We start from the raw sequence: 19,492 nt of genomic DNA, 5'->3' as shown, positions 1-19,492 counted from the left end.
GAGAAGTGGCGAAAGCTCCGATTTTGCTAGCGCTGGGCAAGGAAGGGCGGTAACGGGCAGCGGTTCAAACGGGTTCAAATCCCCCCGGCTCCACCAAATAAACCCCTGATTTTCCTAGAGAAAGTCAGGGGTTTTTCTTTGTAATGCAAGCCGATGTTCTCCCCTCTGTAGAGCAAGACCCTGCTGGTGAACTACACCATCAATCCGCAGGGTTTCTTCTGAACCAGAAACGGCACGCCCACCTAGCCAACATGACCTGGATCGCTGCGCGTAGAGAGCAGGCTCAAAGCTTGCCCTCCGAACCGCGGTAGCGGGTGCCCTGAACATTGCCATCCGCATCTGAGAGGCAGGACCAGTGAGCGTCTGCCCCCGGAACCCTGACCATCACCCCGATACCCGCTTCGGCACTCATGACATCGATGACAGACAACGAGTTCTGGGCCACCCCCGTGGTTTTCGCAACTGCCGCCAGACACGCCTGCTCGGCCTTGCTTGGCCCCTTGCTGGGGACCACGCCAGACGATGCCGAGGCATCCTGACAGACACCATGAACGCCGTGTTTCGCTGTATAGGAAACACTCATGCTCTGATCCGGGTTCTGCATGAGCGAGATGGTGACGCCGTCATGTGAGGCCTCGTAATAGCTGTCGCTGAATTTCTTCAGCTTGGCTTCCTTGCCATTCACATAGACGGGGCCACCTTGATCGGCATGCACCTCGATCGAACCGGGGCAGCTGTAGTTCAACAGAGGAACTCCGGCTTGCGCCATGCCGGAAGCAAGCAGTGCGATACTCGCGACAAGATGAATGTTCATGGGATTGGCGTCGTCCTCGGCAGGGATTGGAGCAATTGAAATCCAGCCTCTCCAAACGTCGGAAATCATTCTCGAGCCAGGCTGGATCCGCCCTCAGGAATCTAGCATGGAATCGATCCAGCCCGACGCCAGCCGGCAAATGGCAAGCTGCGGCAGCGGCCGGACCACTCTGCGCAAACCCGTGTGCAGCCCTTCGCTCAACGTCCGTAAGTGGCCGTCACGCTCGCACTGGCCAGCTTGTTGAAATGCACGAGGAAGCCGATCAGCGCTGGCGAGGCGTTCGCCAATGGCGGCTCCAGCTTTTCCACCTTCAACGCATGCACGGTGAACACATAGCGGTGCGGTTTGTCCCCCTGCGGCGGGCAGGCGCCACCAAAACCGGCCGAGCCGTAGTCGCTGACGCCCTCTACCGCCCCCTCCGGCAGCGCTTGGCCAGCCTTCTGGCCAACGCCCTCAGGCAGCGACGAGGTGCTTGCCGGCAGGTCATAGAGGACCCAATGCCACCAGCCCGACCCTGTGGGTGCATCCGGGTCGTATGCGGTAACCACGAAGCTTTTCGTCCCGGCTGGCGCGCCACTCCAGGACAACGCCGGCGAAAGATTGTCACCACTACAGCCGAAGCCGCTGTATACGTGCCGTTCGGACAGGGTTCCCCCATCCGCGAACGACGAACTGGTCAGCGTGAAATCTGCAGCCCTGACCAATGCAGGTAGGCAGACGAAAGCAAGAGCGACAGCGATCACAGAGCGCATCGGAGAGATTCCTTGACAGTATTCGACGGCGGCAATGATCCCGCCGCGTAACCTGCCCCGCTACGCCAAACGCTCCAGATGCGCGCCATTCTGCGCCAAGCGTTGGCGCATCACCGAGGGCGCGAATCCCCAGCGCGCCTGGAAGGCCGCGCTGAAGCGGCTGTGCGACTCCCAACCACAATGCAGGGCGATGTCGTTGATGGAGCGCTGGGTACTCTGCAGCAGGACCAGAGCGGTTTCCAGGCGCACCTCGCGGACCAGTCCGGCGAGGGTGAATCCCGACCCCGCGAGACGTCGGCGCAGCGTCGAGGCGCTGGTATGGAAAACCTCGGCGAGACGTTCGATTCTCCAGTCCTCTTCAGGCCGCAGAGCGATGAGGCGGCGGATACGCTCCGCCCAGGAAATCTGCTCGACGGGCTTGAGACGCACGCCACGCTCACCCAGAACAAGCAACAGTTCGATCACCCGGTGGCGCTGCAGCAAAGGAGAAACCGTCGCCGCCTCCAGGGCCAGCGCAGTGCGCTCGATGACCTCGCTCAGTTCACCGTCAAGGTCCATGGTCCTGGCTGCGGACAGCTCGTCCCGCACCGGCGGCAGGATCGCCGCAACCGCCCTGACAGGTTCGTCGGAAAAGGCCAAGGCCAGCGCCTCGTAACACGACTCGTCAGCAGGATCGTTGAGCACGTCCCACTGGGTTCCCCGTGCCAGCACCACCACTTCGTTCTTCGATACGCTGAGGGTCCCGGTCGGTGCGATGAGCGCCTTGCGACCACGGCGCACCAGCACCAGAAGGTCCTCGCGGATCGACAGGGTTCTCACACGATGCCTGGCGCTGCTGGCAATGCGAATGACCTGAGCCGGCGCGGAAGCGATATCAGTAACGGGAGTGGACACGAGGGACAGTTCCTTTTCGGTTTGTTTCGCCAGCAATGGCTTTCGCAGCCGCGCTGCGCCTCGGAAGGCAGTGGTCACATACACATCACGCATGGCGGGCGGGCGGCACCGGGCTTCGTCTGAAGGGCTGTTCGCGCTGCCAATCTACTGGGTGTACCGTCGGAAAGCCAAGCCAGGGCACTTGCCCACTCTGGCAACGGCCCGCTCTGGCTAGGTTCGGTCATCGGCGGCAAGCTCCGTGGCGATCGCCTCGATCAGCGCGCGTACGCGGCGCGGCTGGCTGCGCGTCCCCGGGTAGACGATCTGCAGGGCCGTACGTGCCGCACTGTATGGCGCCAGGACTTCAATCAGCCGTCCGCCATCAAGGTCGGCCTGCACGTCCCAGACCGATTTCAGGCACAGACCATGGCCCTGCAGCGCCCAGCGCCTGACCAGTTCGCCATGGTTGGCCATGCGCCGGCTGCGGACGGCGACCGAGTAGGGCTTGCCGTCGACGAGAAACGACCACTGGTGATCACTGTTGATGCCGAAACGCATGACGATGCAGTCATGCCCGTGCAGTTCATCGGGGTGCAACGGCATGCCCATGCGCTCGAGGTAGCTAGGCGCGGCGCATACGACGCGCCGGTTCTCGCCGATGGGTTTGACCTTCAGGCTGCTGTCCGCCAGCGTGCCGTAGCGCACGGCAAAATCGAGGCCCTGGCTGACCAGGTCGACGAAGCCGTCGGTGAGGTTGAGCTCGACGCTGACCTCGCGGTGCTGGTCGAGAAAGCGGTCGACAATCGGCACGATGCGCGCCTGCCCCAGATCGACCGGAGCACTCAAGCGTACCGGTCCACTCAGGCTCTGCGCACCAAGACGCACCCGACTGTCCAGTTCCTCCGCTTCGGCCAGCAGGCGGCGGGCGCCCTCGGCGAGCGTCCGGCCTTCGTCCGTCAGGCTGATCGAGCGCGTGGTGCGGGTCAGCAACGCCACGCCATAGTGCGACTCCAGTGCGGCCAGCCGCTCGGACACCGAGGCGGGCGAGAGCCCCAGCTCACGCCCGGCTGCAGAAAGCCCGCCCTTCTCGATGATCAGCAGGAACAGCTCCAGGTGGTTGAGCATCATTCGTAATACCCGAAATATCTTTTCGATTATTGCTGGATTTTAAGCCTGCAGCGCAAAGCATAAGGTACCCCCATCGTTCATCGAAGGGGAAGCACCGTGAACTTCACCGAGCAAAGCACCAGCGTCATCGTCGGCGGCCATACGGGTATCGGTCGGGCACTTGCGGATGCACTCCGGGAGCGCCCGGGTCGGGTGCTGGTGGCCAGCCGCCGCAGCGGCCTGGATGTCACCGACCCGAGCGCCGTGGAGCGCTACTTCGAGGCCATCGGCACTATCGACCACCTGATCTTCACCGCCGGCTCACAAGCGCCGGGCGGGCAACTGCTCGACATGGACCTGAGCACGGCGAGGGCCGCCTTCGACACCAAGTTCTGGGGCAGCCTGGCCGTGGCCAAGGTAGGCGCACGGTACCTGCGCGCGGGTGGCAGCCTGACGCTGACGAGCGGCTTCCTGGCACGCCGCGCCGTGCCCGGCACCTTCGTCAAGACGGCGATGAACGCAGCGCTCGAAGCCGTCGCCAAGGTGCTGGCACGTGAACTGGCGCCATTGCGGGTGAACGTCGTCAGCCCTGGCCTGACCGACAGCGAGGCCTATGCCGGCATGGCAGAGGACGCACGCCTGGCCATGCTGCAACGCGCGGCCAACAACCTGCCGGTCGGCCGCGTCGGCAGGCCGCAAGACCTGGCCCAGGGCTACCTGCTGGCCATCGACAACCCCTTCATGACAGGTGCGGTCATCGATATCGATGGCGGCGCACTCATCAACTGATCCCACGGAGAAACGTCCATGTCCGACTCTCGCAAACTCTTCGACCCGGTCCGCGTTGGCAATCTGGAACTGGCCAACCGCCTGGTGATGGCACCGATGACGCGCGCACGCAGCACGCAGCCCGGTGACGTGCCCAACGCTCTCAATGCCAGCTACTACGCGCAGCGTGCCAGCGCCGGGCTGATCGTCTCGGAGGCCACGCAGATCTCGCCACAGGGCAAGGGCTACTCGTTCACCCCCGGCATCCACAGTGCCGAGCAGGTGGAAGGCTGGCGCCTGGTGACCCGCGCCGTGCACCAGGCCGGGGGGCGCATCTACCTGCAGCTCTGGCACGTCGGGCGCATGTCGCACCCGGACTTCCATGACGGGCAACTTCCGGTCGCGCCCTCGTCCGTCGCCTTCGACGGCGCGATCTGGAAAGTCGACCCGCTCACCGGCGAGGGCGGCATGCACCCCTGCCCCATCCCGCGAGCACTCGAGCGCGAGGAAATACAGGCAATCGTCGAGGATTACCGCGTCGCCGCCAGGCATGCCATTGCCGCCGGCTTCGACGGTGTCGAGGTGCACGCGGCCAATGGCTACCTGATCGACCAGTTCCTGCGCACCACCTCCAACCTGCGCAGCGACGAGTACGGCGGCTCGCGGGAAAATCGCCTGCGCTTTCTGCGTCAGGTGATCGACGCAGTGGCCGACGAAGTCGGCGCCGCGCGCACCGCCATTCGCCTGGCTCCGTTCCTCACCGCGCGTGGCATGGCCTGCCCGGACATCCTGCCGACCATCCTCGATGCGGCCAGCTACCTGGACGCCAGGCAGATCGCCTACCTGCATCTGGTCGAGGCCGACTGGGACGACGCCCCCGAATTCACCGAGGCGTTTCGCCAGGACATCCGCCAGCGTTTCCGCGGCCCGATCATCGTCGCCGGCAAATACGATCAGGCACGCGCCGAGTGGGTGCTAGGCAAGGGCTATGCCGATCTGGTGGCCTTCGGCCGCCCGTTCATCGCCAACCCCGACCTGCCCCGCCGCTATGCCGAGAACCTGCCGCTGGCTGACTTCGAGCCGAGCAGCCTGTTCGGTGGCGATGCGCGCGGCTACAGCGACTATCCCGCGTCGCCGGTCCAGGAGCAGGCGCTGTGAGCCCGCAGGCCCACCAGGGCACCGGCCTGCCGGCGGGCAACCTGCTGGGGCTCGATCACTTCACCCTGCGTACCAGCCGCCTGGAGGAGACGGTCGAGTTCTTCACCTGGGTGATCGGCTTGAGCGACGGTCCGCGACCGGCGTTTCGCTTCCCCGGACGCTGGCTGTACGTCGGCGCCCATCCGGTGCTGCATCTCGTCGCCGTGACCGCCGACGACCGCCAGCTGCAGGCCTACCTGGGCGAGCAGGAGGGTACCGACGGCAGTGGCTGCGTCGACCACATCTCGCTGCGCGGCACGCACCTGGCCGAGACGCAGCAGCACCTGCTCAACCTCGGCCAGACGTTTCGCGAGCGCATCGTGCCGCAGATCGGCGAGCACCAGCTGTTTCTCGAGGATCCCAACGGCGTGACCATCGAGCTGATCTTTCCCTACCGCCCGGAGAACGCCGTGCTGGGCGAAGCCATGCCGCGACCGGACATCGGCTGATGTGATGAGCCGCCGTGGCGGCAAGGAGCACCTTGAATGATCCACCTGGGCATCACCGACCTGACCTTCCACCACGCCACCGGCGCCGTGGTCGCTGCGCTGCTCGAACACCTGGGGTACTCGGTGCGCTGCAGCCATGCGCCGCACGAGGAGAACTTCGAACGCCTGCGCCAGGGCCGGATCGACATGCTGGCCTCGGCCTGGCTGCCGTCCAGCCACGGCCTGTACCTTGAGCAGGTGCAGCGGAGCGTGGCTACCCGCGAGCTGGGCCTGCACTACCAGCCCTATGCCCTGTGGGGCGTGCCGGACTACGTGCCGCAGAGCGAGGTCGCCGAGATCGCGGACCTGCTGCGCCCGGCCGTGCGCGCACGAATGACGCCGGTGATCCAGGGCATCGGCCCTGGCGCCGGGATCACCCGTTTCTCGCAACAGATACTGCAGGCCTATGGCCTGACCGACGCCGGCTACCGCTTCCTCACCGGCACGCAGGCGCAATGCATCGAGGCCATCGAGAGCGCCATCGCCGAACGCCGCTGGGCGGTGGTACCACTGTGGCAACCACAGTTTCTGCATGCGCAGCATCGCCTGCGCGAACTGCATGAGCCGCTGGGCCTGCTCGGCGGCATCGACCGCGCGGTGCTGCTGGCCCGAGAGGACCGTCTGCAGCACTTCAGCCCGCAGCACCTGCAGGTGCTGGACAACATCCGCCTTAGCAATGCCCAGGTCGCGGAGCTCGACCTCGCCATCAACCGTGGTGGCCTGCAGCCGCAAGCCGCCGCGCAGGCCTGGCTGGCCGCCAACCCACGCACATTCGGCCAATGGCTGGAGCCGATCGACGGCTGAGCCATCCCATCAGAGGAACGCCCCATGCACGACACCCCCGAAACACGCCTGGCCACACTCGGCCTGCAACTGCCCGAGCCCGCGCCGGCGCTCGGCAACTACCTGCCCTGGTGCATCGCCGGCGATACCTTCATGACCTCGGGGCAGTTTCCCTGGTTCGCCGGCGGCGTCAGGTATCGCGGCCAGCTGGGCCGCGACCTGGACCTCGAACAGGGTTACGCGGCCTGCTCGCTGGCGGCGCTCAACGCCATCGCGCAGCTCAAGCAGGCGCTCGGCGAACTGTCGCGGGTGCGCCAGATCGTGCGCCTCGAAGGGGTGCTGAACGTAGCCGAGGGAGTGACCGAACACCCCAAGGCGCTGGATGGCGCCTCCGACCTGATCACCCGTGTATTCGACCGCCAGGGACAGCACACCCGGATGATCTGGACCAATCCGGTGATGCCGATGGACAGCGTGTGCATGGTCTATCTGTTCGCCAGGGTCGAGCCGCACTGACCCGTTCCACCTCTGACGCCGCCTCAGCGTCTGACCGAGGCGCCTGCCAGGCCTGCTCCCCCGCTCGGGGGCAGGCAACGCTCCCCCCCTATCGACTGACGCCAAGAGCCCGGGCAAACCGCACGGCCAGCCACGGCGGAGTCCGGCTGATCCAGCGCAGTCGCCTGCTCATGAGGGAAAGGTTCAGACGCCAGGACGCTGGCCGCACCTGCGGCAGCGCGCTAGTCGAGACTCCACGGCCCTATCGTCACCCCGATGCCGTCATCACCGCAGTCGAGCGGGAATTGCTCGCCGCGCCGCAGGAAGTTCTGCTGCTCTCGCCGGCAGCGCTCGGCATCTCGTTTCACCATCTGTTCAAGACCGCTATTGCCCGTCATCAGCTGATGACGCGCATCAGGCTCCTTGACGGTAATCCAGGGTTGGGGGTCCCTGATGTTGAACTTCTCCGCAGGCGGATCAGCCTGCACTGACGTTTCGCCCTCGACAGCAGGCAGCTCCTCAGGCTTCACACTGTAACGGCTGAAGATCGAGTCATCGGGCAAATCAGTGGCCAGCGCATTACCCGCCAGCAGCAACAGGACACTTCCCCAGGAACGACAATTCATCACACACCTCACAACAACTTCTATCCATTCATCACTCAGCTTCGAGTGAGCATAATCAGGCACCGCCCTCACCCCCTGCGGGTTGATTCATGCAAGGTCGGCAATGCATGAATCAACCCGCAGGGCCGAATCAGCTCCGCCCGCCGATGCGCCCAGGGCGCCGGAGCAGAGACAGGCCGAGGGTGATCGCCGCCATGAGCATGCAATACACCGCTATCGGCCACGCGGTACCACCTGGCGTCAGCAAGATGATGAGCGTGCCAATCCCGCCCAGGAGCACACCGCCCAGGCAGAAGTAAACCGCTGTGGCAGTGCCGGCGATATGATCGAGCCCACGTAATGCACCATTGGGGCCGACAGAAACCGCCGCAGAGATTCCCACGCCTATGAGCCACATCGGGCCAATGAAGCCCGTGACCGACTCCCGGATCAGTGATTCTCCAGCAACCAGCAGCAGGGCACCAGCGATGAGACAGCCCATCCCCGCGCGAAGAATGACGATTTCCCCGACACGCCGCACCAGCCGCCCGATCACCTGAGCCGCGATCATCATCACGATTGCGACCGTGCCGAATACCAGACTGAACTCGAACGCAGACAGCTGCTGTCGCTCCATCATCACCCAGGGGGCGACCGAGAAGAAGACGAAGAAACTGCCCATCCCGGCACTGTAACCGAGGGTATAAAGCCAGAACCCGAAGGACTTCAGAGGCACGAACAGCTGCCGCCAGCTCAGGCTGCCCGTTCTGGCCCGCCGGGTCTCTGGCCAGAGCAGCCAGGCTGAAACGACCGCCCCGAGCATGGCGACAGCGAGCACCAAGAAGATCGCCCGCCACCCCAGCCATGCCGCGACCGAAGTCCCCAGCAATGGTCCCAGCGCGGGCACCATCGCCAGCATGGAGCCCAGCAAGCCATAGATGACGCTGCCCTCGGGACGCTTGGCATAAACGTCGCGCACGGTGGCAAATACCGCGACCAGACAAGCCGATGCCCCGGCCGCCTGGAGCGTACGCAGCGCCAGGAATGCCGCAGGCGACGAGGCCAGGGCGAGCCCGACCGAGGCCAGGAGGTAGGTCATGCCACCGAGCAACAGCACGGGGCGTCTGCCGAAATGGTCGGACAGCGGCCCAACTATCAACTGGCCCGCCCCCAGCACGACCAGGTAAACCGTCAGGGTCAACTGAATGGTACTGGCGCTGGCATTCAGCGCCTGGGCCATCGAGGGAATAACGGGCAGATACATGTCCATCCCCAGCGACGCGATCAGGTCGAAGGGGGACAACAGAAGCAGCGTGACGGCGAGAGAGTATCGCCAGGTAAGATCTTTTGAGCGCACGAAGCCATCTCCTTGAGCGAGAGGTTTGGCTGCGGTCTCATCATGTGAAGAAGCCAGAAGAGCACCGCAACAACCGGAAAGAAAGGTTGCTGCGGCTTACTTGACGGCTTGCTTGGCGGTTCTCATTGGCGTTCATTCCCGATGCGATGGGCTAGCGTATCACCGCCCCATCGAGCGGTGAAGCACGAGCCGCAGCGCTCGGCAGCCCCATCGCGCTCCAGTTGAACGGCTCAGACCACTGGCGGAATCCTGGGTGTGAGCAACCCCGCGGTTTCACCACCATCGATGGTTAGCGAGGTGCCATTGACATAACTGGACGCGGGAGAAAGCAGCCAGACGATCGCATTGGCCACCTCGTCAGGCCGGGCCAGTCTGGCGGCAGGAATGCGCGCGCTCAACGCCGCCACCTTGCCGGCATCCGCGACGACACCACTCATCATGCGCGTGGCAATCTGCCCTGGACACACGGCGTTGAAGCGCACCTGCGCGCCATACTCCAGGGCCAGTGCCTGAGTCAGGCCCAACAACGCCGCCTTGCTTGCACAGTATGTGGCGAGCCCCTGCTCCCCCGTCTTGCCGGCGATCGACGAGACGTTCACGACCGCCCCGCCGCCCTTCTGCAGGCCGGGCAGCGCATGCTTGATGAAGAAGAAGGCGGAGCGCGTGTTGACTGCGAACATGGCGTCCCACTCTTGCTGCGTGGTTTCGTGAAATGCCTTGCGCCCTGCCATGCCTGCATTGTTGACCAGCCCGCTGAGTGCTCCATCACCAAGCTCCAGCGCCTTGGCCACGACCGCCGCGCAGTCTTCCTCGTTGCGCACGTCGCCAGGGACGAACGTGCTCGCTGGCAGGCGTTCTTGCAATGCCGCCCCGGCCTCTGCGTCGCGGCCGCTGAACACCACCTTGCAACCCTGACCGGCCAGCAACTCGACGGTCGCGGCGCCGATGCCATGGGTGCCACCTGTGACGATATACATAATCATGATTTCCGTTGGTTGTTGCGCTGGGCGCGCAAGGTGAGGAAGGTCGTGCTCAGAAGGCCGGCAATACCGACGACGAGCAAGAAGGTCGACATGGCCAGAATCGACGGATCGATGGTGTCGCGGATGCCGTCGAACATCTGCCGGGGCAAGGTCCGCTGACTTGGCCCGCCGATGAACAGCGTTACCACGATTTCATCGAACGAGGTCATGAAGGCGAACAGTGCGCCGGACACTATGCCGGGCGCGATGATCGGAACGGCGATGCCCACGAACGCGCGCGCAGGGCTTGCGCCGGCCATGGCCGCGGCTTTCAGCAATGTCATGTCGAACCCCTGGAGGCTGGCCGCCACACTGATCAGCACGAACGGGGTGGCCAGCACGGTATGCGCGAGAATCAGCCCCGTCATCGTTCCCGTCAGGCCCAGCTGGCCGAACAGAAAGTACATACCCAGCCCGGAAATGACCGGCGGGAAGATCATGGGCGAGATCAGCAGGCCGAGCAGACCGCCAGGCACAGGCAGGTTGCGTCTGGCAAAGGCCAGCGCGGCCAGGGTCCCCAGTACCGTGGCCAGGGCGGTCGAGGTCGCCCCGACTACGAGGCTGTTGCTCAGCGCACTCATCCATGGGCCACTGGTGAAGACGCGCTCGTACCATTGCAGGGAAAACCCTGGCAACGGGTACGACAGAAATGAACCGCTGCTGAACGAGATCGGCACGACCGCCAGCAAGGGGCCGATCATGAACAGGCTCATCAGCAGACCGAACGACAGATGCGCTTTGCGCATGATCGAGGCAAGCAAAAAATGACGCATGGCAATGGCTCCCCTAACGCAATCCGGCGATCTGGCGGATGCCCACCAGGCGCGCCGCCAACAGATAGATGACCATGACGCAAAGAATCAGCATCAGTCCGAGCGCCGAGGCCATGCCCCAGTTGACGGTCGTGTTGGTGTAGAAGGCAATGAAGTAACCAAGCATCTGCTCACGGGCGCTGCCCACCAGCGTGGGGGTCACGTAGTAACCAGCGGCCACGATGAAGGTCAGCAAGGTGCCGGAGCCAATGCCGGTGAGGGTCATCGGCAGATAGACATGGACGAACCCGCGCAATGGGTGCGCGCCCAGCGATGCCGAGGCCCGCATGAAGTGCGGCGGGATGCTCTTCATGACGCTGTACAGCGGCAGCACACTGAATGGCAGCAGGATATGGACCATGACGATGTACACCCCTGGCAGGTTGAAGATCATCGCGATGGGCTGATCGATCAGTCCCGCGTGCAGGAGCAAGGTGTTGACGATGCCCTTTTGCTGCAGCACCACGATCCAAGACGTTGTCCTGGCGAGCAGTGACGTCCAGAACGGCAGCATCACGGCAAGGAGCAGCAGGATCTGCATCGGACGGGGCGCGCTGACCATCAGGGCAGCGAAGGGAAAACCCAGCACCAGACAGAGCAAGGACACCACCAGGGCGATTTTCAGCGTCTTCAGGATCAGGCTGACGTACACACGCTGATTCTCGTCAGCCAGTGCGACGCCCTCAGCGGTCTGCTTGAGGTCGACGGCCGCCAGCAGGTAGTAGGGCGTGTATGCCGGTGAGGCACGCTGGAAGTCGCTCCAGAACTTCGCGGAAATCCAGCGCGGATCGATAGCCGCAAAGCGTGCCTGTGCACTGCTCGCTGTCGAGGACGGGCCTCTCTTGTAGTGACGCGCAGTCTTCATGACCAGCGCACGATAGCCACTGCTCTCGTAGTTCAGGCGCCGAGCCGCTTCGCCGATGACGGCAATGCTCGGTGCCTGGAGAAAATCCTGCTCGAGGGCGATGAAAACTCCTTCCGCAGGAACGGCGTGCGGCGTCACGCTCTTCTGTTCCTCCAGCGCCGCCAGCGTGCGGGGGAACGCCTGAATCACTTCCGGGTTGCTGACGGCCCGGTACAGCATCATGCCAATCGGCAGCGCGAAGAAAACGGCGGTGTAGGCCAGCAGCGGCAGCACCAGCAAGACGGAGAAAACCTGCTTGCGTCGACTGGAACGCTGATGCGCGGCTACCAGCGCGACAGCTTCTGCCGGCGCTGCAGCGGTCGAGGATATGGACATAGTCAAACTTACCTTGCGCGAATGCGTCTGAGCAGTGCCATCGCCATGACGGCCGATGGCACGTTCGTCAAGCCAGGGTTACTGCGCGACCCAGCGGGTGAAGCGAGCCATCAGGTCTTCTTCGTAGTTGACCCAGAACGGGGTATCCAGCAACAAGGCGTCTTTCATGTTGGCCGGGGCATTGGGCAGCGTCTGCACGGTTCTGGCATCCAGCGCGGCACTGGCCTTGCTGTTGACGATTCCATAGGGAATGGCATGGGCAAAGTCCTCCTGGGCCTGGCGACTGAGGATGAAGTCGAGAAGCCGGTAACTCTGCTCCAGGTTCGGCGTGCCCTTGATGATCGTCCAATAGTCCATGCTGTAGAGCTGCTGCTGCCAGATCAGCGGAAACTGACTGCCCTGCTGATTGGCGATGGCGATCCGCCCGTTGTAGGCCGCCGTCATGGCCAGATCACCGGCAGCCATCCACTCCAGAGGCTGCGCGCCGGTTTCCCACCATTGAATGTAGGGTTTGATCTCGTCCAGCTTGGCGAACGCACGATCCTGGCCTTGCTGGGTGGCCAGCACCTTGTAGACGTCCTGCGGCGCCACGCCGTCCGCCATCAAGGCAATTTCCAGGGTCATGCGTGCCTGTTTGCGCAAGCCGCGCTTGCCTGGCCACTTCTGCACATTCCAGAAATCCGCCCAGCTTTTCGGGCCGTCAGCAGCGAACTTCTTCTGGTCATAGGTCATCACCTCGGACCAGACGAAAGCGCCGACACCGCAGGTCGAGAACGCTTCGGGGTCTACCTCGGGCGCATTCTTGAGTCGCTTGAGATCGAGTTCCTCGAGCAGTCCCTGCTCACAGGCCAGTTCCATCTCGTTCTGGTCCATCTGTACCAGATCCCAGGTGGGGTTCCCGGACTCGACCATGGCCTTCTGTTTGGCCAAGCCACCGCCGTAGGTGTCCTGGACGATCGGCAGGCCGCTTTGCGCGGTGAAAGGTTTGAAGTAGGCCTTGTCGAAGGCCTCCTGCGTGACGCCCCCGAAACCGACGGCCGTGAGGTCGCGAGCTTGAGCGATGGTGCTGATTGCACTCACGAAAAGGACAGTGACGAACTGTTTCTTCAACGATGACATGATGCTGTTCTCCTGCGGAGCTAGAGCGGGTTGTGCCAACAAGGCGGAAATTGGGCAGGAGATGTGCTCAGGTCGAGCGATCAAAACTGGACATGCGATAACCCTCTTGTTGTTGTAGGTGGGTGGTGCTTCGGGTGGTGCTTCGGGTGGTGCGGTGTAACCGGGTGTGGATTTCTCAGCCTGCTGCGAAGATGTGGGCGTCCTGCGGCCTCCAGGTGAAGCCGATGCTCTGACCATCACGCAGTGCCCTGACCGCCGCGTCGTTCGGGGTCTTGACGATCACCGTTTCGCCATTGGCCAACCTGAGGTGCACGCGCAGGTGATCCCCCAGGTAGACACGATCGGCGAGCGTTGCCTGGTAACGCGATTCGTCGCTGTGACACAGGCGGATGTTCTCGGGGCGGATCAGCAGATCGACTCGCTGGGTGAGCGCCAGAGGCGCTCCAGCCGCCATGCCGCGCACGACGAAACCGGCCTCCAGGGCGACGTCGAGCTCCGCGCCCTGGCGCTCCAGCGGCCGGCCTCGCAGCACGTTGTTCTCACCGATGAAGGTGGCGACATAAAGATTTTCCGGACGCTCGTAGAGCGAAGTCGGGTCTCCGATCTGGGCGATGTCCCCCTGATGGAAGACGGCGACACGGTCCGACATGGTCAGCGCTTCGCCCTGATCGTGGGTGACGTAAACCACGGTCACCCCCAGATGCCGATGCAGCTGCTTGATCTCGTACTGCATGTGCTCACGCAGGTTCTTGTCCAATGCCCCCAGGGGCTCATCCATCAGGATGACCTGTGGCTCGAAAACCATGGCGCGGGCCAGTGCCACACGCTGCTGCTGGCCGCCGGAGAGCTCGGCAGGACGGCGAGCCTGCATCCCGTGCAACTGCACCATGTCGATGGCGCGCTTTACCTTCTGCTCGATCTCGCTGCGGCCAAGGCCCCGCATCTTCAGCGGATAGGCCAGGTTTTCAGCGACGCTCATGTGTGGGAACAACGCGTAGTTCTGGAACACCATGCCCATACCGCGCTGGTGGGCCGGGACGTTCTGGATCGGTTTACCGCCCATGCGGATCTCGCCACGGGTTGGCGTTTCGAAGCCGGCCAGCATCATCAACGTGGTGGTCTTTCCTGAGCCTGACGCACCGAGCAGCGTCAGGAACTCGCCCTGCGCGATGCTCAGATTGAGGTCCTGGATGACCAGGTTCTTGCCGTCGTAGCTCTTCTGCACGTGGCATAGCTCGATCAGCGGCGACTGATCAGGGAACTGCGAGACACTGTTCATGGGCGTTGTCCGTTGGCGTGGTAGACCTCATCGAGCGCGGCGCGCAAGCGCGCAACCATTTCGCGGATCTGCTCCGCGTCGATGATGTAGGGCGGCGCCAGGGCGATGGCGTCCCCCATGTTGCGAACGATCAGGCCATGCCGGCGAGCGGCGAGCTCGACCTGGGCGCCGATGGCCAGACGAGCCGGGAATGACGCCCGCGACGCTTTGTCCTCGACCAGTTCCAGCCCGGCGACCAGGCCGATGCCGCGTATCTCGCCGATCAGCGGGTGGTCGAGCAGGGGCGAAAGGCTCTGATGCAGCTCGCGTCCCATCGCGGCCGTATGCAGTGGCACGTTCATCTCGCGATAGATGTCCAGCGCTTCCAGCGCGACGGCTGCCGCTACCGGATGCCCCGAGTAGGTGAAGCCATGGCCGAAGCCATCCAGCTCACTGCTCTGCTCCTCCAGCACGGCATAGACCGCCGCGCTGACGAGCACACAGGAAATCGGCTGGTAGCCTGCGGACAGGCTCTTGGCACAGGCCATCAGGTCAGGCGTGAAGCCCATCGTCTGGTGCCCGAACCACTGCCCCGTCCGGCCGAAGCCGCAGATGATCTCATCGGCCAGCATGAGGATGTCATGGCGTGCCAGCAGCGCCTGGACTGCGGCGAAGTAGCCCGTCGGCGGAACGATGACGCCCCCCGCGCCCATGATGGGTTCACTGATGAAAGCGGCAATGTTCTGAGGCCCTTCGGCCTCGATGCGCTTCTCCAGCTGGTTGACCAGGCGCGCACAGAACTCGGCATCGGACTCACCCGCTTGCCCATTGCGGTAATGGTGCGGGCAATCGACATGGATCACCCCGTCAAGCGGCAGGCCAAAGGCCGCATGCATGTTGGGCAAACCGGACAGGGACGCGCCCATGACAGTGGAACCATGGAAGCCTCTCTGGTGAGCGATCACCTTGCGCTTCTGCGGATTGCCCCTGGCCCGGTGGTAGGCCCAGGCCATCTTGATCATCGAATCGTTGGCTTCGGAGCCGGAGCAGGCAAAGAACACCTTCGCCTCGGGCATCTTCGCCAGCTCGCAGATGCGCTCGGCCAGGCGCGCAGTCACCGCCGGCACCCGATGGTTGAAGGTGTGGTAGTAGGGCAGCGTCTCCAGCTGGCGCTGTGCGGCGCCGGCCAGACGCCGGTTGGAAAAACCCAGGCTCGCACACCACAGGCCCGACATCCCTTCGATGTATGCCTGGCCATGCTCATCGATCACATGCACCCCGTCTCCTCGCTCGATCACCAGCGGTCCCTGCCGCTGGTGCCGGCGCATGTTGGTTTGCGAGTGCAAGTGATAGCGCCTGTCGACCTGGGCAATGGTGCTTGTCGGGGGCGTGTGCAGTGACGGCATCGCAGTGATCTCCACGCTAACAGATAACTTATAAATTATGCATTGCATATCCGACGCAAGACTCGACCTGCTCGGCCTGGCTGTCCCGCTGCGGAAAAAAGTACAACCCACCGCTTGTTCATGCAAGATATATCTTATAAGTTATTTGAAGAGCATCGTTAACCGACCGTATCCACAACAACAACCAGGAACTGCAGCCATGCCGATTGCGCCTTCCGCTCACGCTCACACAGCGCCCCCAACGGACCTGATCCCAGAACAGATCGCCTACCTCCAGGAGCGCGCGCAGTTCGTGCGTCTCGAAACAGTGCGACTGATCTCGATTGCCAAGGTCGGCCACTACACATCGGTCTTTTCCTGCGCGGAGATCTTTGCCGCGCTGTACTACGACGCCATGCGCCTGCGCCATGGCGAGCCCAAGTGGGACGGGCGAGACCGATTCCTGATGGGCAAGGGGCACGCCGCCGTCGGCCTGTACCCGATCCTGGTCGACTGGGGGTTCTTCGATAAATCCGTGCTGGATGGCTACACCCGCCTGGGCAATCCGCTGGGTGATCACCCGGACATGCGCAAGGTGGCGGGCGTGGATTTCAGCTCCGGTTCCATCGGCCACGCACTGTCTGGCGGTTTTGGCATGGCCATGGGCGCACGCCTGCAAGAGCAGGCATTCGACGTCTACGTGCTGCTGGGCGATGGCGAGATGCACGAAGGCCAGGTGTGGGAAGCCGCAATGGCTGCAGCGCACTACAAGACCGCCAACCTGATCGCGATCATCGATCGCAATGGCTATCAGCTCGACGGCAAGGTCGACGACATCATTGGCATCGAGCCGCTAGGTGACAAATGGCGGGCCTTCGGCTGGGAGGTGCACGAAGTGGATGGTCACGACGTCGCCGCTGTCGCCCGCCTGCTGCGCCAGCTGAAAGCGGATGAGCAACGCGAGAAGCCGGTATGCGTGATTGCCAAGACCGTGAAGGGCAAGGGCGTCGAGTACATGGAAACCGAGCCGGGCTGGCACCTCGGCTGGCTCGCAGAAGAGGACGAGCGCCTGGCCATCGAAGAAATCAAAGCCCGAGGAGGTGTGCAATGAACGCTCCAGTAAGCCCGGACAGCTGGCAGTACCGTCAGATCAATGCCCGTGCCCCCGGTTTGAACTACCTCTCCAACGGCCTGATCGATCTCGTCGCCGCCGGTCACAAGATCGCGGTGGGCACCGCCGACCTGCAGTATTCCAACGGTTTGAATCGGTTCGCCGAAAAGCACCCGGAGCTGTTCATTCAGTTTGGTATCTCCGAGCAGAACATGGTCACCGCCGCAGCCGGGATCGCCACTACTGGCAGCATGCCCTTCGTGGCCACGTTCGCCTCGTTCCTGGCGCTGCTGTGCTGCGAGCAGATCCGCATGGACGTGGCCTACTCGGCGCTGCCGGTGCGACTGATCGGCCACCACGCCGGTATCAGCCTCGGTTTCTACGGCACCTCGCACCACGCCACAGAGGACCTGGCGATCACCCGTGGCATTGCCGACCTCACGGTGGTCGCGCCGGCTGATGGTCCGCAGCTGGCCGCCGCTATTCGTGCATCGATCCATCATCCACAGCCCATCTACTTCCGCATTGGCCGAGGGCAGGAGCCGAATGTCTATCCGGACGACGTCGTCTTCGAGTTCGGCAAGGCCATCGTCCATGCCCAGGGGCACGACCTGACACTGATTGCCACGGGCAGCATGCTGCACCCCACACTGGCAGCGGCCGAGGCCTTGCGCGCCAGCGGGCTTGCGGTCGGGGTGATCGACATGCACACCATCAAGCCGCTCGATCGCGAGGCCGTGCTGCACGCCGCGCGTCAATGCCCATTGTTGATCACGGTCGAGGAGCACAACGTGCTGGGCGGCCTTGGCGGGGCTGTCGCGGAAGTGCTCGCCGATGTCGGCCAGGGTACCCGCCTGGTACGCCATGGGATCCATGACGAATACAGCCTGATTGCACCGCCTACCCACCTGTACCGGCACTACCGGCTCGATGCGGCCGGGATTGAGGCCGTCGCGCGCGAGGCACTGGCCAAAGGGGGCAAGCATGAGCGTTGATCTCAATGTCGCCCTGAGCGAACGCGCCCGGCAGGTCCTGCCGGGCGGGCACCTCAGCCCCAGTCGCAAGCTGGGACAACCCTATGCCTTCGTGCGTGCCGAGGGTGCGTACCTGTACGACGCCAACGGCCAGCGCTACACCGACTATCACTGCGGTTTCGGCGCTCATGTGCTGGGCCACGGTATCGCGTCCATTCGCGACCGGGTCTTCGAAGTCAGTCAGCGCATAGACCTGATTGGTGCCGGAATCATCGACCTGGAAGTGGAAGCCGCCGAGGCGCTGGTGCGCCTGATTCCCTGTGCGGAGCAGGTCGCCTTCTGCAACAGCGGGTCCGAGGCGACCTACCATGCCCTGCGCCTGGCGCGCGCGGTGACCGGGGCGCAGCGGATCATCAAGTTCCAGGGTGGTTATCACGGCTGGCATGACTATGTCGCCATGAATGGCCAGAGTGCTGCGGAAAAGCTGGACGGCTACGACCCCATGTCGGACGGCATACTGTTCGATGCTGCACGCCATACCGTCATTCTTCCGTACAACGATGCCGACGCCGTGGAGCACTACCTCAAGGCCAACCCCGGCCAGGTCGCGGCCATCATCGTCGAGCCGATCGCGCACAATATGGGCGCGGTCGCCGCCACGCGGGAGTTCCTCCAGGCACTGCGGCTGCTCAGCAGCGAACATGGGGTGATCCTGATCTTTGACGAGGTGATCACCGGTTTTCGCCATGCCCTCGGGGGCTATCAGGCACTGATCGGTGTCACACCGGATCTGGCGACCTTCGGCAAGGCAGCCTCGTCCGGCTATCCGGTCGGCTTCGTGGCCGGACGCCGGGATCTCCTCGAACGCGTCGGCCGCAGTGGCGAACGTGGCGTGTTCATGGGCGGGACGTTCAACGGCACGCCCTCCACACTGGCGGCCGTACTGGCGACAATCGACGCACTTTCGCAGCAGGGTGTCTACGAGCGCTTGTTCGCCCTGGGTGATTACCTGCGCAGTCAGCTGGACGGGATCATCGAACGACTGGGCATCGAGGCCCAGAGCGCCGGATTCGGCTCCGTATGGCTGCTGTATTTTTTCAGCGGGCCGTACCGCCAGTACCGCGACCTGCTCGCCAATGATGACGAGCTGGATCTGGCGCTGCGCCGGCGCCTCATCGAACAGCGGCAGATCTTCCAGCCCCTGCAGTTGAAACGCCTGTACCTGTCGGCCAGCCACACCCGGGAAATCGTTGACGATACGCTGGGGCTGATCGAGGACAATCTGCGCAGCCTGCGTCGCTGACGTGCCATCGCTCAGGCAGGACGCCGACG

Annotated in this window: 19 protein-coding genes and 1 pseudogene; 8 read left to right on the top strand and 12 right to left on the bottom strand. The window is 63.7% G+C overall.

Annotated elements, in window-relative coordinates; genetic code table 11:
* Positions 1–535: 535 nt before the first annotated feature.
* The 4 genes and pseudogenes from FIV02_RS24890 to FIV02_RS05920 form a co-directional block, all read right to left on the bottom strand.
* Positions 536–814: pseudogene (locus tag FIV02_RS24890) on the bottom strand (hypothetical protein); the annotation flags it as partial.
* A 197-nt stretch (positions 815–1,011) separates the two neighbouring features.
* A complete protein-coding gene (locus FIV02_RS05930) occupies positions 1,012–1,566 on the bottom strand; it encodes a YbhB/YbcL family Raf kinase inhibitor-like protein (protein WP_152488096.1) in 555 nt (184 codons plus the stop codon).
* A gap of 60 nt (positions 1,567–1,626) precedes the next feature.
* A complete protein-coding gene (locus FIV02_RS05925) occupies positions 1,627–2,553 on the bottom strand; it encodes an AraC family transcriptional regulator (RefSeq protein ID WP_152488095.1) in 927 nt (308 codons plus the stop codon).
* A gap of 117 nt (positions 2,554–2,670) precedes the next feature.
* Complete coding sequence (locus FIV02_RS05920) at positions 2,671–3,567, bottom strand: LysR family transcriptional regulator (protein ID WP_152488094.1); 897 nt, start codon at positions 3,565–3,567, stop codon at positions 2,671–2,673.
* A gap of 96 nt (positions 3,568–3,663) precedes the next feature.
* On the opposite strand from FIV02_RS05920, the gene FIV02_RS05915 reads away from it, so the two are divergent.
* Genes FIV02_RS05915 through FIV02_RS05895 form a run of 5 tightly spaced genes read left to right on the top strand, consistent with a single transcriptional unit; the run spans position 3,664 to position 7,298 of the window.
* On the top strand, positions 3,664–4,335 hold the full coding sequence (locus tag FIV02_RS05915; RefSeq protein ID WP_134677694.1) for an SDR family oxidoreductase: 672 nt from the start codon (positions 3,664–3,666) through the stop codon (positions 4,333–4,335).
* A gap of 18 nt (positions 4,336–4,353) precedes the next feature.
* On the top strand, positions 4,354–5,472 hold the full coding sequence (locus tag FIV02_RS05910) for an alkene reductase (protein WP_152488093.1): 1,119 nt from the start codon (positions 4,354–4,356) through the stop codon (positions 5,470–5,472).
* Positions 5,469–5,960 (top strand): VOC family protein, encoded by a 492-nt coding sequence (locus tag FIV02_RS05905; protein WP_218571702.1) that lies wholly within the window; start codon positions 5,469–5,471, stop codon positions 5,958–5,960. Before FIV02_RS05910 ends, FIV02_RS05905 begins: the two co-directional genes overlap by 4 nt.
* A 36-nt stretch (positions 5,961–5,996) precedes the next feature.
* Positions 5,997–6,803 (top strand): glycine betaine ABC transporter substrate-binding protein, encoded by an 807-nt coding sequence (locus FIV02_RS05900; RefSeq protein WP_152488092.1) that lies wholly within the window; start codon positions 5,997–5,999, stop codon positions 6,801–6,803.
* 24 nt (positions 6,804–6,827) lie between these two features.
* Positions 6,828–7,298 (top strand): Atu1372/SO_1960 family protein, encoded by a 471-nt coding sequence (locus tag FIV02_RS05895; RefSeq protein WP_152488091.1) that lies wholly within the window; start codon positions 6,828–6,830, stop codon positions 7,296–7,298.
* 221 nt (positions 7,299–7,519) lie between these two features.
* Here FIV02_RS05895 and FIV02_RS05890 read toward each other — a convergent pair whose 3' ends face one another.
* The 8 genes from FIV02_RS05890 to FIV02_RS05855 form a co-directional block, all read right to left on the bottom strand.
* Entirely contained in the window at positions 7,520–7,903 is a 384-nt protein-coding gene (locus FIV02_RS05890; RefSeq protein WP_134677698.1) for a hypothetical protein, read from the bottom strand.
* Between the two features lie 130 nt (positions 7,904–8,033).
* Entirely contained in the window at positions 8,034–9,239 is a 1,206-nt protein-coding gene (gene cml, locus FIV02_RS05885) for a CmlA/FloR family chloramphenicol efflux MFS transporter (protein WP_152488090.1), read from the bottom strand.
* 230 nt (positions 9,240–9,469) lie between these two features.
* The gene (locus tag FIV02_RS05880; RefSeq protein WP_134677700.1) at positions 9,470–10,216 is read right to left on the bottom strand and encodes an SDR family NAD(P)-dependent oxidoreductase; all 747 of its coding nucleotides are present in this window, start codon (positions 10,214–10,216) and stop codon (positions 9,470–9,472) included.
* Between the two features lie 2 nt (positions 10,217–10,218).
* Positions 10,219–11,034 (bottom strand): ABC transporter permease, encoded by an 816-nt coding sequence (locus FIV02_RS05875; protein ID WP_134677701.1) that lies wholly within the window; start codon positions 11,032–11,034, stop codon positions 10,219–10,221.
* Between the two features lie 13 nt (positions 11,035–11,047).
* Positions 11,048–12,211, bottom strand: coding sequence for an ABC transporter permease (locus tag FIV02_RS05870; RefSeq protein ID WP_256663081.1), 1,164 nt, complete (start codon positions 12,209–12,211; stop codon positions 11,048–11,050).
* 180 nt (positions 12,212–12,391) lie between these two features.
* A complete protein-coding gene (locus tag FIV02_RS05865) occupies positions 12,392–13,432 on the bottom strand; it encodes an ABC transporter substrate-binding protein (protein ID WP_134677703.1) in 1,041 nt (346 codons plus the stop codon).
* Between the two features lie 175 nt (positions 13,433–13,607).
* Positions 13,608–14,711 (bottom strand): ABC transporter ATP-binding protein, encoded by a 1,104-nt coding sequence (locus tag FIV02_RS05860; RefSeq protein ID WP_152488088.1) that lies wholly within the window; start codon positions 14,709–14,711, stop codon positions 13,608–13,610.
* A complete protein-coding gene (locus tag FIV02_RS05855) occupies positions 14,708–16,036 on the bottom strand; it encodes an aminotransferase (RefSeq protein ID WP_256663080.1) in 1,329 nt (442 codons plus the stop codon). Before FIV02_RS05855 ends, FIV02_RS05860 begins: the two co-directional genes overlap by 4 nt.
* A 259-nt stretch (positions 16,037–16,295) precedes the next feature.
* On the opposite strand from FIV02_RS05855, the gene FIV02_RS05850 reads away from it, so the two are divergent.
* The 3 genes from FIV02_RS05850 to FIV02_RS05840 are packed head-to-tail and all read left to right on the top strand — an operon-like array spanning position 16,296 to position 19,463.
* The gene (locus tag FIV02_RS05850; protein ID WP_152488086.1) at positions 16,296–17,186 is read left to right on the top strand and encodes a transketolase; all 891 of its coding nucleotides are present in this window, start codon (positions 16,296–16,298) and stop codon (positions 17,184–17,186) included.
* Positions 17,183–18,181, top strand: a complete 999-nt coding sequence (locus tag FIV02_RS05845) for a transketolase family protein (protein ID WP_152488085.1) — start codon at positions 17,183–17,185, stop codon at positions 18,179–18,181. Before FIV02_RS05850 ends, FIV02_RS05845 begins: the two co-directional genes overlap by 4 nt.
* Positions 18,171–19,463, top strand: a complete 1,293-nt coding sequence (locus FIV02_RS05840) for an aspartate aminotransferase family protein (RefSeq protein WP_152488084.1) — start codon at positions 18,171–18,173, stop codon at positions 19,461–19,463. The genes FIV02_RS05845 and FIV02_RS05840 overlap by 11 nt, the downstream gene beginning before the upstream one ends.
* Positions 19,464–19,492 lie beyond the last annotated feature (29 nt).

This window comes from Pseudomonas sp. THAF187a (genome assembly GCF_009363395.1).
In the GTDB taxonomy this organism is placed as follows: Bacteria; Pseudomonadota; Gammaproteobacteria; order Pseudomonadales; family Pseudomonadaceae; genus Aquipseudomonas; species Aquipseudomonas khazarica.
Note: the sequence above shows the minus strand (reverse complement) of the source record. Positions and strands in the feature narration are given on the sequence as shown.